At 68.3% G+C, this 14,384-nt stretch carries 14 protein-coding genes; 7 read left to right on the top strand and 7 right to left on the bottom strand.

Annotation, left to right across the window (positions count from 1 at the left end):
* Window positions 1-64: 64 nt before the first annotated feature.
* Window positions 65-1,432 carry a TIGR01777 family oxidoreductase gene (locus ACWF82_RS07645; RefSeq protein ID WP_452499013.1) on the bottom strand — a complete coding sequence of 456 codons (1,368 nt, stop codon included), beginning with the start codon at window positions 1,430-1,432 and terminating at the stop codon, window positions 65-67.
* Window positions 1,433-1,554: 122 nt separating this feature from the next.
* Between ACWF82_RS07645 and ACWF82_RS07650 the strand changes: the two genes are divergently transcribed.
* The 3 genes from ACWF82_RS07650 (at window position 1,555) to ACWF82_RS07660 (ending at window position 5,832) form a co-directional block, all read left to right on the top strand.
* A complete protein-coding gene (locus ACWF82_RS07650) occupies window positions 1,555-3,366 on the top strand; it encodes a multicopper oxidase family protein (protein WP_452499015.1) in 1,812 nt (603 codons plus the stop codon).
* A 145-nt stretch (window positions 3,367-3,511) separates the two neighbouring features.
* A complete protein-coding gene (locus ACWF82_RS07655; RefSeq protein WP_452499175.1) occupies window positions 3,512-4,750 on the top strand; it encodes an oxygenase MpaB family protein in 1,239 nt (412 codons plus the stop codon).
* Window positions 4,751-4,767: 17 nt separating this feature from the next.
* The gene (locus tag ACWF82_RS07660; RefSeq protein ID WP_452499017.1) at window positions 4,768-5,832 is read left to right on the top strand and encodes a lipocalin-like domain-containing protein; all 1,065 of its coding nucleotides are present in this window, start codon (window positions 4,768-4,770) and stop codon (window positions 5,830-5,832) included.
* A 9-nt stretch (window positions 5,833-5,841) separates the two neighbouring features.
* Here ACWF82_RS07660 and ACWF82_RS07665 read toward each other — a convergent pair whose 3' ends face one another.
* The 3 genes from ACWF82_RS07665 to ACWF82_RS07675 form a co-directional block, all read right to left on the bottom strand.
* Window positions 5,842-6,468, bottom strand: coding sequence for a TetR/AcrR family transcriptional regulator (locus tag ACWF82_RS07665; protein WP_452499019.1), 627 nt, complete (start codon window positions 6,466-6,468; stop codon window positions 5,842-5,844).
* A gap of 123 nt (window positions 6,469-6,591) precedes the next feature.
* Entirely contained in the window at window positions 6,592-6,966 is a 375-nt protein-coding gene (locus ACWF82_RS07670; RefSeq protein WP_452499020.1) for a hypothetical protein, read from the bottom strand.
* A gap of 114 nt (window positions 6,967-7,080) precedes the next feature.
* Window positions 7,081-7,230 (bottom strand): hypothetical protein, encoded by a 150-nt coding sequence (locus ACWF82_RS07675; RefSeq protein WP_452499022.1) that lies wholly within the window; start codon window positions 7,228-7,230, stop codon window positions 7,081-7,083.
* 187 nt (window positions 7,231-7,417) lie between these two features.
* Between ACWF82_RS07675 and ACWF82_RS07680 the strand changes: the two genes are divergently transcribed.
* Window positions 7,418-7,585 (top strand): DUF4236 domain-containing protein, encoded by a 168-nt coding sequence (locus ACWF82_RS07680; protein WP_189029076.1) that lies wholly within the window; start codon window positions 7,418-7,420, stop codon window positions 7,583-7,585.
* A 7-nt stretch (window positions 7,586-7,592) separates the two neighbouring features.
* Here the strand turns inward: ACWF82_RS07680 and ACWF82_RS07685 are convergent, their stop codons facing one another.
* Complete coding sequence (locus ACWF82_RS07685; protein WP_452499024.1) at window positions 7,593-7,982, bottom strand: VOC family protein; 390 nt, start codon at window positions 7,980-7,982, stop codon at window positions 7,593-7,595.
* 189 nt (window positions 7,983-8,171) lie between these two features.
* On the opposite strand from ACWF82_RS07685, the gene ACWF82_RS07690 reads away from it, so the two are divergent.
* The gene (locus ACWF82_RS07690; protein ID WP_452499026.1) at window positions 8,172-9,035 is read left to right on the top strand and encodes a DNA/RNA non-specific endonuclease; all 864 of its coding nucleotides are present in this window, start codon (window positions 8,172-8,174) and stop codon (window positions 9,033-9,035) included.
* A 234-nt stretch (window positions 9,036-9,269) separates the two neighbouring features.
* Here ACWF82_RS07690 and ACWF82_RS07695 read toward each other — a convergent pair whose 3' ends face one another.
* The gene (locus ACWF82_RS07695) at window positions 9,270-10,112 is read right to left on the bottom strand and encodes an acyl-CoA thioesterase domain-containing protein (RefSeq protein ID WP_452499028.1); all 843 of its coding nucleotides are present in this window, start codon (window positions 10,110-10,112) and stop codon (window positions 9,270-9,272) included.
* 233 nt (window positions 10,113-10,345) lie between these two features.
* Here ACWF82_RS07695 and ACWF82_RS07700 point away from each other — a divergent pair, with 233 nt between their 5' ends.
* The gene (locus tag ACWF82_RS07700; RefSeq protein ID WP_452499030.1) at window positions 10,346-11,365 is read left to right on the top strand and encodes an alpha/beta hydrolase; all 1,020 of its coding nucleotides are present in this window, start codon (window positions 10,346-10,348) and stop codon (window positions 11,363-11,365) included.
* Window positions 11,366-11,388: 23 nt separating this feature from the next.
* Here ACWF82_RS07700 and ACWF82_RS07705 read toward each other — a convergent pair whose 3' ends face one another.
* On the bottom strand, window positions 11,389-12,534 hold the full coding sequence (locus ACWF82_RS07705; RefSeq protein WP_452499032.1) for an AI-2E family transporter: 1,146 nt from the start codon (window positions 12,532-12,534) through the stop codon (window positions 11,389-11,391).
* 131 nt (window positions 12,535-12,665) lie between these two features.
* Between ACWF82_RS07705 and ACWF82_RS07710 the strand changes: the two genes are divergently transcribed.
* Window positions 12,666-14,270: an FAD-binding protein gene (locus ACWF82_RS07710; protein WP_452499034.1), complete on the top strand. Its 1,605-nt coding sequence runs from the start codon at window positions 12,666-12,668 to the stop codon at window positions 14,268-14,270.
* Window positions 14,271-14,384: the final 114 nt, after the last annotated feature.

The following is a 14,384-nucleotide window of genomic DNA, read 5'->3' on the forward strand; positions in this document are numbered from 1 at the left end:
CAGGAGTGCACCGGTGGATTCCGGAGGGGGCTCGGCGCGCTATCGGGATGTCCGGCAGTGGGATTCAGCCTAGTCCGGTGGGTGTAGTGGTCCGGCCGAGAAGATGGCGCAGGGTCTCCTCCAGTTCCGCTGTGCGGAAGGTGTGCCCGGCGCCGGCCAGCCGTGACGGAATCACTCGCTGATTCGCCTCGGCGAGTTCGCGCGCACCTTGCCTACCGAGCAGGAGTGCCGGTCCGAAACCGGGGACAGGCAGCAACGCGGGTCGACGCAGCACCTTCGCCAGCACCCGGGTGTACTCGGTGTTTCGAACTGCCTGTGGTGCAACAGCATTGACCGGGCCGGTCAAGCCGCTATCCCAGAGCACGCGGTGATACACGTCGACGAGATCGTCGATGCCGATCCAGGACAACCACTGTCTGCCGTCCCCGATCCGCCCGCCGAGTCCGGCGGCGAACAACGGACGCAACAGGCGCAGCGTGCCGCCCAGCGGTGACTGGACGATGCCGGTTCGCACCTGAACAGCGCGAACTTCCGCCCCGGCGGCGGGCGCGCAGGCGGCCTCCCACCGTTCGACCAGATCGGCCAGGAATCCGTCACCGCGCTCGGCCTGCTCGGTCAGTGCTTCCTCGCCCCGGTCGTAGCCGTAGTAGCCGATGGCGGACGCGCTGACGAAGGTGCCGGCCCCCGACGCGGCGGCGAGTTCGGCGAGTCGCCGGGTCGGCTCGATGCGGCTGTCGGCCACCGCGCGCTTGTGTTCGGCGGTGAACCGGCCCGCGATCGAGGCGCCGGCCAGGTGGACTACGGCATCGATGTCGTCGAGGAGGTCGGCGGCGGGATCGTCGGGGTCCCACCGCCGTTCGTCGGGATGACGTGCGGGATGCCGGACCAGGCGCACCACGCGGTGACCCCCGGTGCTGAGAAAGGCGCACAGTGCTGTGCCGACCAGGCCGGACGCGCCGGTGACCGCGATCGTGGCCGGCCGGTAACCGGACTCGCTCGCGCGGTGGTGGGCGGCGAGGTCGTTCGCCAGCTGACGGTAGCGGTAGTCGAAGATCGGCCGCAATACCGACTCCGGAACCGGTGTCCGCACCCGATCGATGACGCGGGTGTGCTCGTCGTCGACTTCGGCGAACTCGTGAATGTGGCGCCACGGCAGCAGCCGGGCGAGGGGGAGTGAGGCAGGGCCTTGGGCTGCGACGGCGTCGGCGAACCGCTCGGGCGGTCGATACTCGCCGGGGTCGTGCTGGGCGATCCAGCGCAGTCCGCCGGGGAAGCCGAGAACTGCCCGGCCGGTGGCCAGGGAATCCGCTTCGGCGAGCAGGGTCACCGGCTGCCACGGTGGTGCCAGGCGCGTGAACGCGCCGCGACGAGCAAACCAGGCGAAAACCTCGGCCCTGGGTGTTGCAACGATGTCGGAACACTCGATGCCCATGACTCCACAGTAGCCAGAACCCTTGATCGCGGAACGCTACATCCAAAGAGGTACTGTCCACTGTACCCAGTGGTATGGTCGCCCATCGTGCATGCAACGGTGCAGCACGGAAGGGCTCGACCATGGAACATCCGATTGAACGCCGCCGGTTTCTGCGAGTGGCCGGCGCGGGTCTGCTCGGTACGGTGCTGATCGAGGCGCCTGCCTCCGCGGCCCCCGTCGCAGCGCCCGGGAGACGCAGTCCACTGCTGTTCCATTCCCCGGCTGTCGAACCGTTCGTCGACGAACTGCCCCAGCTGCCCGTGGTGCGCGGCGCCAAGCTCGACCTCGTCGCCTCGACCACCACCCACCGCTTCCACCGTGACCTGCCGGATTCACCGGCGCTGGGCTACAACGGGATGAGTTATCTGGGACCGACGATCGAGCATCCGGTGGGATCGCCGCTGCGGCTGCGTTTCGAGAACCGGATGACCACGCACCCGCTCGCCGCCGACATGGATACGAGCCTGCACGGTGTCGCCGAGAGTTTCCGCGCCGCTCCGCCGTCCTCGCTGCATCTGCACGGTGGTGTGACACCGCCGGACAGCGACGGGCATCCCGAGCAACTGGTCTACCCTGGCGGCGGCATCGACCACGATTTCCCCCTGGCTCAGGACGCCGGTCATCTGTGGTACCACGACCACGCGATGGGCATCACCCGCGTGAACGTCTACGCCGGACTGGCCGGAATGCTGCTGCTCCGAGACGAATTCGACACCGGCGAACCCGGTAATCCGCTGGGGCTGCCCGCCGGGGAGTTCGAGATTCCCTTGGTGTTGCAGGAGAAACTGTTCACCGCCGACGGGCGTCAATCGGTCCGGTCGACGCCGGTGGTGCCGGAAGGTGGCTGGGAAGGCGGGGCCGTCGGGGACATCGGCATGGTCAACGGCAAGATCTGGCCGTATCTGCCGGTCGCGCGCGGCCTCTACCGCTTCCGGGTGCTCAACGCCGCGTCGTTCAGTGTGTGGAATCTGTTCTTCGGCAACCGGATGCGGTTCTGGGTGATCGGCAACGATCACGGCCTGCTCGACGCGCCCGTCGTGGTGCACGAGCTGCGGTTGTCACCGGGCGAACGCGTAGACCTGCTGGTCGATTTCACCGAGCTGGACCCGGGCGAGACGGTCGAACTGCGCAACGACGAGGCGCCGGTGTTCCAGGCCGCGATCCTCGGCGAGGTCGCGATGCCGATGTTCTGCCAATTCCGGGTGCAGGATCGGCCGGGTTTCGCCGGTGGTGTGCCGGAACGGTTGCGCGGCGGCACATTCGGGCCGCCGGTGCTGCCGGCGATCGAGACGCCGACCGTGGTGCGCACCGTCACGGTGAGTCAGCCCTACGAGCTGCGGGTGCCGCCCGCGATCATGTCGCTGAACAACCTCACCTTCGCCAGCCCCGACATCGAAATGCCACGCCAGGGCACCGTCGAGCAGTGGGACCTCGTCAACATCACGCCCGATCCGCACCCGATCCACCTGCACCTGGTCACTTTTCGCATTCTCGGCCGGACGCCACTGCGGACGGTCGACTACCAGCTGGCCCATCCGCAGCCGCCGGTCGGGCAGAAATGGGTGCCGTCGGCGCAAGGGTTCCTGGCTGGTCCCATGCAGCCGCCGCGGCCATGGGAAGCGGGTCGCAAAGACATCGTGCGGGTCGACGGCGGGACGGTCACCAGCATCATCGTCCGGTTCCCGACCGCGACGGAACTCGGCTTCGATCCGGATGCGGCCTTCCCGCGCCGGGTCGCGACCGAACTCGCGGGGGCGGACGGCCATGGCGGGCACCGCGTCGCCGACCACGCGGGCCATCACCCCGACGACCTGCGGGGTTACGTCTGGCACTGTCACCTGCTCGACCACGAGGACCACGACATGATGCTGAAATACCGCATCGTGCCGTAGGAGCGAGAGCATTCCATACTTTCGGGTACGGAAATATGTGCTTCATAGTATGGTCGGTGCAACGCGACGCCGATCGCAGTCGATGAGCGAATTGAACGTCAGGAGGCCGACAGTGGCCGATATCGTCGAAGATCATGTCCAGCCGGTGAAATGCCCCACGGCTTTTCGCTATCGGGAGGCGCGCGGCACGCCGACGGTGCGCCGGATCGAACGCATCTTCGCGGCCGTGACCAGGCAGCCCTTGTTTCCCAGTGACGAGCAGGCCGCCGCCCTGTGCGAGGACCTGTTCACCGGTGACCCGGTGGCCGAGCGTTTCGTCGCCGAGGTGATGCACGGCGAGATCGGCTCGAAAGCCGGTCGCCGGATGCTGGACACGGCCCTCGCCGAGGGTATCGACGCGGTGCCCGACGCACCGGAATCCATGCGCGCGCTGTTCGCCGAGTTCGAGACGGTCCCCGACTGGGTGGTGCCCGAACTGGTGGAACAGGGCGCGGCGATCTGGCGGCGCTGGGGCACCATGCTGTTCAGCTTCGCCGGTGCCGAAACCCTCGAGATGTACACCGAAGCCGCGGTCGCGACCCCGCTGTCGCTGGCGGGCGGGTACGCCGGGGACAGCGCGCTGCGCCGGTTCCTGGAGACCACCCGCTTCTGGATGGACGTCTCCGCCCGCGACGCGCTGCTCACCCCCGGCTCGGCGGGCCGGGCCACCGCACTGAAGGTGCGGGTCATGCACGTGTCGGTGCGGGCCAAGGTCGCCGATCATCCGGAGTGGGACATCGAACGCTGGGGTCTGCCGATCAGCCAGACCTACCAGATGCTGACCCTGCTGGGCGGCAGCGTGACTCCCGGCCTCGGCTTGTGGGCGCTGGGATACCAGACGACACCGTCGGAAATCCGTGCGCTGCTGCACTTTCAGAAGTACATGGGCCATCTGCTCGGCGTGCGGCTGCGCTGGTACCCGGAGACGGTCCTCGACGCGCTGCGGGTGCTGGCCATGACGATCGCGTCGCGGTCCTACGACGCCGGGCAGCACGGAACGGAACTGATCGAGTCCTATCCGGCGGCGTTCGCGCCTCGCGACGGTCACCGTGGCCTGACCCGGTGGCGCGAGATGTACAACTACCGGATCAATTCCGTCTACTCCGCCATGTACATGGCGCCCGGCACCCGCCGTCGCTACACCATGCCGCCCGCGTTTCCGTGGATCGCCATTCCGATCCTGCGCTTTCCGCTGATCACCGCGATGGAGATCGTGCGCCGAGCCTGCCCGCCGTTCGCGCGGGTGCACGAGCGGCTCATGCTCGCGCATCGCGAGAACTGGTACCGGGCCCAGATGCAGGGTCGCGAAGCGGCCTTCGACGCCAGTGGCGCGCTGCGCCGATGAACCCACCGAAAGCAGCCATGAGTACCGCGGACATCGTCGAAGTATGGAACGGGCCAGGACGCCAGGACAGTGTGCTGACACCGGTGCGGCCCCGGCACAACGGATTACATCCGTCGCCGAGCAAGCTGGCCTTCGAACACTGGTATTTCGACGCGCACCTCGACACCGGCCACGTGGTGATCGGCTTCCTGACCAAACGCCGCCCCGAGGATCTGCCCCTCGCGCGGCCCTGGGTGGAGATGCTGGTCTACGCGCCCGACGGCACCCGTCGTCAGATGTCGCAACGCTATCCCCGCTCGGCCACCTCGTTCGCCACCGATGGCTGCGACGTGCGCGTCGGTCACAACACCGCGCGCACCGAGTTCGGGGCCGACGGACTCCCGACCCACCATCTGCACATGGCCGAGGACGGCATCGTCTTCGACCTGCGGTTCCACAACGAAGTGCCCAGCTGGATGCCGGGCAAGGGCGAAACCCGATTCGGCGCCAAGGATTCCTTCGGCTGGATGGTCGGCGCCCCGCGGGCACGGGTGACCGGCGCGATCGAACTCGACGGTGTGCGGCACGAGGTCACCGGGCGTGGGTATCACGACCACAACTGGGGCGTCGGCGACATGAAGAAGATCATCGAGCGCTGGCACTGGGGACGGCTGTACGTCGAGGACTACTCCCTGCTGTTCGCCTCGGTACTGACCCAGCAGCGCCGGGGCGGGCACGAGATCAGCCCGCTGATGCTCGCGCACCACGACGAGATCGTGCTGTCCACCGGCGAGACCAGGCTCACCGAGGGACCAGCGCGCTTCGACACCACCGCGGGACGGACCTATCCCGAGTGGGTCGAGTTGCACGTGCCGGACCGGCTCGAGCTGCGCCTGGACGTGGTGCGGGTCATCCATGCCCACGACCTGCTCGACGATCTTCCCGTGGTGCGGTCGGGCCTGATCAAGCCACTGGTGCACCGTCTGGTCGGGCACCCTGGCTACTTCCGGTTCGAATCCACCTTCGATCTGACGGTGCGCACCGAGGCGGGAACCGAGCGACGGACCGGTTCGACCCTGCACGAACTGGTCGCGCTGACGTGAACCGCTGGATCAGTGGGGCGTTTCCTTGCTGGTGATGAACCGGAAGAACTCGCGACGGTGATCCTCGGTCGGCACGGGCAGGTTCTGGTTCCCGTGGACGAAGCCGATCCCGGCGAAGCACATCAGGCCCGCCCGCATCTCCGCTTGTTCCGCGGAGAACCCCATGTCGACGAGGGTGTCGGACAGCGCGTGGAAGATCCGCTGATCCAGCGCCTTCACGGCCTCGGCCACCTTGGCGTTCGTGCGGGCCCAGTCCCGGACCGCGAGTTCGACCTGCCATACCCGCTCCGCGGTGAGCAACTCGCCCATGCGGGCCAGGCGCTGCTGCGGGGGGAGCTCGTCGAGGCCTTGGAAGCCGCGGGCCGCGTCGTTCTGATCGGCGCACCAGAACTGCGCCGTGGTTTCCAGGAGTTGATCGATGCCGTCGAAATGCCAGTAGAAGCTGCCTTTGGTCACCCCGAGTTCCTCGCACAGCTTGGCGATGGTGATCGCGGCGACGCCGTCGCGCAGGAGCACGGTGAGGGCCGCGGTGGTCCAGTCCTCGACACCGAGCCTGCGGGCAGCGCGTCCGGCCGCCGCTGCTTTGCGCTTGGACACCGGCGCGGTCGGTCGCGGGTTGCTGGCACCTTCGGTCATGGTCGCCTTCCGTGTCGGCACCGCGCCAGCCTAGCGCCCGGCGGAGCTGTGACCGGGGAAGGGGCAGTTGGCCGTACACCATAGTACGGCCAGACCTACCTGAAGGTATGGATTGATCGTTGATTACGCGCCGAGGAGACCGATATCGGTGTCGAGCACCGCCGCCTGTTCGACGAGGACGCGTACCTCCGGCGCGTCGCCGACGCGGTCGACGAGGTCGGCGCGCGAGATGACGAGCAGGCCGCCGTCGTCGTCGCCGGCGCCGGACCGGATACCGACGTGGCCTTCCGAGAGCACCAGGCGTGCGTCGGGCGCGTCGTCGTCGAGCAATCGGCGCAGGGTGGCTTCGGTGACGTGGCCGCCCGACCCGGGGGCGCCGGTGTCTTCCATGGCCTCCGCCAGTTCGCGGCGCAATCGTTGAACCGCTTCTTGGTCGCCGGCGTCGCCGGCGGTGGTGATGTCCTGTCGCAGTTGAGCGACGATGTCCCGAGATACCACGGCGTTCTCCTTTGCTACCGGCATGACCATCGATGGTGGCCGTCGGAGAGCGGCCACATGGTGGCGGTACCGCAGAATCCAGGTCCTAAACAGACCCGGTGCCGGTTCGGCGCCTCAGATCGTCACCCGGGTCGCGATGACCATGGCGGCCGCGAGGCCGAGACTTCCGGCGGCGGCGAACAGGAGGGATTCGGTGAGGACGGACAGTCCGAAAAGGAAGAACACGCAGGTGGCCAGCACAATGGCGATGCTGGGCAGATCCATGCTCGTCGTACTCGGATTCCGACTACGTGAGTTGGTCATAGCTATGGCATGCCCGGATGGCCAGTGGGCAAACGTCATTCGTACGGACAGTTGTTTTGCCATCTGATTGCGAACAGGTCCTGCGCGGTGAAAGCCATGGGGGCTCAACCTGATCGGCTATCCTGGGGGCGATTCAGGAAGGCTTCTCATGCCCATCAGATTTCGTCAGCGCAAGTCCTTCGGCCCGCTGAAGCTCAATTTCACGCAGTCCGGACTGTCTTCGTGGAGTATCAAGATCGGTCCGTGGACCTGGAACTCCCGCACCAGGAAGAATAGCGTCGACCTTCCCGGCCCGCTGAGCTGGCGTCAACGCTGAGTATCAGCTAGTCGCTCTGCACTTCCTCGACCCGGCGCCGCAGCAGGCAGAACTCGTTGCCCTCCGGATCGGCCAGCACGTGCCAGGATTCGGCGCCCGTCTGTCCGATGTCGATCTTGCGCGCACCCGCGTCGAGCAGCCGCGCCAACTCCGCGTCCTGATCGCGGTCGGTGGGATTCACATCCAGATGCAACCGCAGCTTCTCGCGTTTCCGCTCGGCACTGGGACTGAACAGCAGGGTGAATTGAGGTCCGCCGGGTACAGATCCTGGCGGGCCGATCTCCACATCGCCGTCCTCCTGGTCGATTTCGACGTAGCCGAGGACTTCACACCAGAAGTCCGCCAGCAGTCGCGGGTCGGCACAGTCGATGACGAATTCGGTGATCCGGCAGGCCATGCCTGCGACAGTACGCGCGCACGCCGTTCGACGCGGCGAATCTCCCCGCCACCGTGCGGACGAGTGCGCGTCCACGACGGAATGCGGGTAGTCGACTACTCGTGAGGTTGTCGATCGGGACGATGACGATGGGTGTGCCCGCTCGGTGAGCGCGCAGACAGCATCCCGTCACTGCGGAAAGGGCTGACGATGACTGCCGACATGAATACCAACCGGATCGGCGACTCCGTCGTGGTGGACGAAGCGGTGTCGACCGGGTATGACCGTGGCTTCCTCGGGCCGAGTATCGGGGTTCCGGAGCTCGATGCCGCGGTGCGCGGGGACGCGGTGCGCCTCGACGGTTCCGAAGTCATCGGGTACACGCATTTCTCGTTGGCACTGAGTGCCACGCGGCGCTTTGCCTTCTGGGTGGGCTGGAATATCGATGGTGGCGCGATGAAAAGGATCGGGAGGCGCGGTATCGATTTCGTCAAAGACTCGCGGATCCCGGCCGATGTGCAGGTGGGTAATGAGCTCTACCAGGGTAATCGGCTCGATCGTGGGCACCTGGCGCGGCGGGCCGACCTGCTGTGGGGCAGTGAGAGCGAAGCGGAGAAGGCGAATATCGACTCGTTCTTCTACACCAACATCACCCCGCAGATGGACGACTTCAATCAGAGCAGCCGCCGTGGGGTGTGGGGGCAGCTCGAAGACGCGGTGTTCGACGATGTCGACGTCGACGACCTGAAGGTGACGGTGTTCGGGGGACCTGTCTTCCGCGCCGATGACCGCGTCCACCGCGGGGTGGCCTTGCCGAAGGAGTACTGGAAGGTGATCTGCTTCGTCGAGGCGGGCAGGCTTACCTGCCGCGCGTTTCTGCTGACTCAGCAACTCGATCTGCGCGAAGCGCTCGAACTCGACGAGTTCCGGGTGTTCCAGGTCGCGCTGACCGAGATCGAAGAGCGGACTCGGCTCCGCTTCCCGACTGCCCTGCACGACGCCGACACCCTCGCGACCACCGAGCTGACCGGGGCGCGCGAACCGCTCGAGTCCACCGCCGATATCCGGTGGTAGCGGGTCGCGAAGTGGAGGTGGCGGTTGCCGGCCCGGTAGGGGCAGCGCCCGGGTGGGCGCGCTGGTGCGCGGCAACCGCCTGCCTGCCGGTCCAGGAGATCGGCCATCCCGTCCCCGGCGGCGGTCTGTGGGTGATCCAGATCGGCGATACCCTGCCGTGTTGACTCCAAACAGGGGCGGTTCGTGACTGGCTGGAGCCTGCCCTCCTCAGTGGCAGTGGTCGCCGATCCCCGGCTACAACCCCGCATTCGGCACGGCCCCGATGACGGTCAGATCGGCAGGGCCCCGCGCATTGGCGAGTGAACTGACCGTCGCCGTGCCGAACACACCCTTGCGGTCGTACACCGCCGCCGTGCCGATCACGATGCCGTCCTGCGCGATCCGGTCGAGGCCGATCAGCCCGGCCTCGCCGCCCTCCGGCAGCCGGGTCAGGGTGAGCGTCGCGTCGGCATTGATGTATTCGAGGCCGTTGCTGCCGAGATTGGCGATCACGTTGGTCACGTCGGCCAGGCCCGCGACGAACTGGAACGGCGTCGGTTGCTCACCGGCCACGACCGCGACCGGATGGTGCCAGATTCCGGTGCGCCCGGTGTTGTGGTGGGTGCGTGGATCCGGGCCCCAGCCCGCGTCCTCGCTGAAGTACACCCGATCCTGGCCCGGCGCGGGAAGACGATCGGTCGGCGGGGGATCGGCGGTCGTGCCGGGTGACCAGCAGATGCCGTCCGGTGCGGTTCCTGGGCGCAGGTACAGCGCACCGGCGCGGGCGACCGGTCTGTCGTCCTGGATCAGGACTACGTCGAACAGCGCCAGCCGCCGCCCGTCGCGAACCACGGTGAGGCGAGTCCGGCAGGGGCGCATGAACACCGGACGGAACAGGTCGAGCGTCCATCGGACCGGGCGCAGGTCGGAGCGGCCCCTGGCCGTGACCTCACGTTCGACCGCTCGTGCCAGGGCGGCGCCGACTGCCATACCCCGCAGCTGGCCGCCGTCCCAGCCGCTGCCCGCGTGCGGCTCCGGGATCAGCACCTCGGCGTGTGCGCGCGACTCGGATATCGCGCGAAAGAATGCGTGGCTCACCGGCGGACTCCTTTGCGGTATCGGCAGTCTCGCCTGACACGCGGCGTCGGTGGCGCGCGACTCATCGGAGATCCCCGTAGTGGTGAGTCGGCGAATACTTCATCTTGCGCCCGATCTGCGCGGTTCGCTACCCGGGCGACCGGAATCATCGGTGCCGGTCGGTTCGGTGGGACAGAATCAGGTCCGAACTCGCTGGAACGATCGGCGGGCCCGACGAAAGCCATGGTGGAGTTGTGTCGTTGCTGGAAAACCTTGTTCGTGGCGCCGCGGGGAAGGCGTTGTCCGCGCCCGGCGCGGTCTTCGACCTGCTGCCGATTCGGCGTCCCGTCGTCGACGGGCAACGTCTGAGCGGCAGGATGCAGATGTTCTCCGCCATCGGCAAGCGCGACCTGCTGGCGCTCACGCCGCCTACCGCTGCGCGGCGCCGAAGGCTGGACTGGTTCATGAGCCTGGCGACCACCGTGGCGACCGGCCCGGTCGAGACCGCCGAGATCGCCGTCCCCGGTGCCCTGCGCGCGCGGATCTACACGCCGCACAGCGCGGACGGCGCGCTGCTGGTGTTCATCCACGGTGGTGGATGGCACGTGGGCAGCATCGACGGCTACGACGGGCTGGCCCGTTTCCTGGCCGACCGGGCCGGTGTCACGGTGCTGACGGCCGACTACCGGCTCGCCCCGGAACACCCGTTCCCGGCCGCCTACGACGATGTCGCCGCGGTGTTCCGCTACGTGGTCGACAATGCCGAGTCGCTCGGTGCCGACCCCGCCCGGATCGGCATCGGTGGCGACAGCGCGGGTGGGAATCTGGCCGCCGCGGTGGCCTTGCATCTGCCTGCCCGGTATCGCCCCGCGCACCTTTCGCTGCTCTATCCCGCCGTGGACGGTGACCTCGACCGTCACGTCTCGAGCGACCTGTTCACCACTCCGCTCGACAAGGGCTGCGTCGAACGGGCCATCAACTGGTACGCGGGCACCGAGCAGCATCGCGTGGATCCACGCTTCTCCGTGCTGTCCGCCGACGATGTCAGCGCGCTGCCGCCGACCTATGTGGCCACCGCCGGGATGGATGTCCTGCGCGACCAGGGAACCGCCCTGGCGGATCGGCTCCGCGCCGCAGGCGTCCCGGTCCGGCTGCGCCAGTTCGACAACCTCCCGCACGGATTCGCCAGCACGCTCGTCGATCCGCAAGCGCGTTCGGCGGCAACAGAATTCGCCGAGGCCGTCCGCGCCGGGCTCGGGTCGGGCAAGGCATAGCCCGCTCCGCGCGCCGGAACGGGTCAGTCGTCGGCGGGTGCTTCCGCTGACCGTTTCCGGCGCGCTGTGGTCTGGTCGATGCGCGGATCCTCGGTCACCGCATAGTGTTTCACGTATTCGGAGAGGAACGCCTGGACGGTCGCCGTGGCCGGGATGGCCAGCAGCGCGCCGACCGCGCCGAGCAGCGCGCCGCCCGCCAGCACCGCCAGCAGCGCGATCGCGGCATTCACATCGACGGTGCGCGCGGTGATGCGCGGCTGGAGCAGATAGTCCTGGACCCACTGGTACACCACCGCGAACGCGATGACCCAGACCGCGTCGAGCGGATCGACCGACAAGGCGACCAACACCGGCAGGATCGCGGCGATGTAGGTGCCGATGGTCGGGATGAACGCGGAGATCACACCGAACCACACGCCCAGCGCGATGGGATTGGGCAGGCCGAGGATCGCCAGGAACGCGCCGTGCGCGATCGCGGAGACGATGGCGAGCAGCAGCCGTGAGTACAGGTAGCCGCCGGTCTTGTCGATGGCGAGATCCCACGCGTGCAGGAAGGTCTGCTGATGGGCGGGTGGCAGCATCGAGCAGACGGTGCGCCGCACCTTCGGACCGCCCGCGGTGAGGTAGACGCTGAACAACGCGATGGTCAGGACCTGGGCCAGCCCGCCAAGCACGGTCGTCGACACGCCCCAGACATTGTCGGCGGCGGTGCGGGCGTAACCCTCGAGTAGATCGGACTCGCGCAGCAGCCGCTGACTCAGGTCGTGCATCGTGAAGTGCTGGCCGAAGGCGCGATTGACCCAGCCGATGCCCTCGTCGAGCAGTCGCGGCGTCTCGCGGGCCAGGTTCGTGGTGGTCTCCACCAGCAGCGTCACCAGTGCGGCGAGGAAGGCCAGCACGCAGGCGAAGGTGCCGATGAACACCAGACCGGTGGCGAGTCCGCGTGGCACGCCTCGCCGCACCAGCACCGCGACGGCAGGCTCCATCGCCAGGGCGATGAAGAAGGCGACCAGCAGGATGATCAGCAGGCCGAGCAGCCGGTGGAACGCCCAGTCGGCGAGCAGGAACAGCCCGAAGAAGACCAGGGCCAGCGCCATCGCCCGCGGGAGCCACGGCGGCATCCCGGTGCGCGTGCGCGGCCGCGGTTTCGCCGGGGAATCGTTGTCCACGGCTCCCAGTGTCGCCCCGGACGGGCCGAGTCCCCGGCACCGACGCGGCCCTGGACGCATTTCTAGAACACGTTATAGTTTGCCCAGGCGGCGACCATGTCGACGGCGCGTCCGCCCGGAAGGTGGTACAGGTGCGGACCTGGGATTTGTCAGCCGACGTCGTTGTCGTCGGATACGGCGGCGCTGGTGTGGTGGCGGCGCTGGCCGCGCGTGCAGCGGGCGCCGATGTCCTCGCGATCGACCGCTATCTGGGCGGCGGGGCGACGACGCTGTCCGGCGGCATCGTGTACGCGGGTGGCGGCACCTGGGTGCAGCGCGCCGCGGGGATCGACGACGACGTCGAGAACATGCTCGCCTATCTGGAGGCCGAGGTCGGTGACGCGGTGAGCGCGCCGACGCTGCGCCGGTTCTGCGAAGAATCCCCGGCGTTGATCGACTGGTTGTCCGCGCACGGCGTACCGTTCGAGCCGTCGGTGTGCCCGTACAAGACGTCGTATCCGACCGACGACTACTACCTCTACTACTCGGGCAGCGAGAACTCCGGCGGCTACCGGGAACTCGCGAAGCCGCGGCAGCGCGGCCACCGCGTGCACGGCCCCGGTGTATCCGGCAAGGCGTTGTTCGGACCGCTGGCCGAGTCGGCGGCCGCGCGGGGTGTCCGCGTCCGAACCGGGTCGAGGGCAACCCGTCTCGTCGTCGAGGACGGACGGGTGACGGGCGTCGAGGCCGTCACGATCGACGGTGCGCCCGCGGCGGTACGGCGCCGGTTCGCCGTGCTGGCCCGCATTTCGGCGAAACCCGGTGTGTACCACCCGGGTCTGCGCCGGGCGGTGGAGGCGCTACTGGCCCGGATCGAGCGCAAGCACGGACGGCCGGTGCGGATCCAGGCGAAATCCGGCGTGGTGCTCACGACGGGTGGGTTCATCGCCAACCAGGCGATGGTGGCCCGGCATGCCCCCGCGTACCCGTGGTCGCAGGGGCTGCCGCTCGGCACGGCCGGTGACGACGGCAGCGGTATCACCATGGCGCAGGACATCGGCGCGGCGAGCGGCAAGATGGACGCGCTGTCGACGTGGCGCTTCATCGCGCCGCCCAGTGCGCTGTTCGGCTCGATCGCCGTGAATCGCCTGGGGCAGCGCATGATCGACGAATCCCGCTACGGCGCCGCACTGGGCGCGGCCGTCGCGACCAGTCCCGGCAACCGGGCCTGGCTGCTGATCGACGCCGAACTGGAAGCCGAAGCCCGCACCCAGATCGGCCCGCAGTCGGTGTGGTTCCAGCGTATGCAGACCGAGCGGTTGTGGCGGATCGGGCGAGTCTCCGGCCGCACCGTCGAGGAGGTCGCCACCCGCGCCGATATCGACCCGGTCGCCCTGCGCGCCACCGTGGACGCGCACAACCAGGCGATCGAGAACAATCGGCCCGATCCGCTGGGCAAGCCCGACGATATCCGGCGCCCGATTCGCACTGGGCCCTTCGCGCTGCTGGACATCTCGTTCACCGCACGGCTCACCTACCCGATGCCCATGCTCACCCTCGGTGGTCTGCTGGTCGACGAGGACACCGGCGCGGTTCGCGCCGAATCCGGCGACATCATCCCCGGCTTGTTCGCGGCGGGGCGCGCCGCGGTCGGTATCTGCTCGAACTCCTACGTCAGCGGCCTGTCCCTGGCCGACTGCGTCTTCTCCGGCCGCCGCGCGGGCGCACACAGCGTCCAGTCTGCGCCGCACAGCTGACCGCGAAACAGTCGGGGGCGGGGGGGGGGTGGGACCAGCCCCCCCCGGCGCACACCCGCCCCCCGGGGGGGGGGGGGGGGGTGGGGGCCACCGACTATTGGCGCCCCACGGGGA

Source organism: Nocardia sp. NPDC055053 (genome assembly GCF_053608285.1).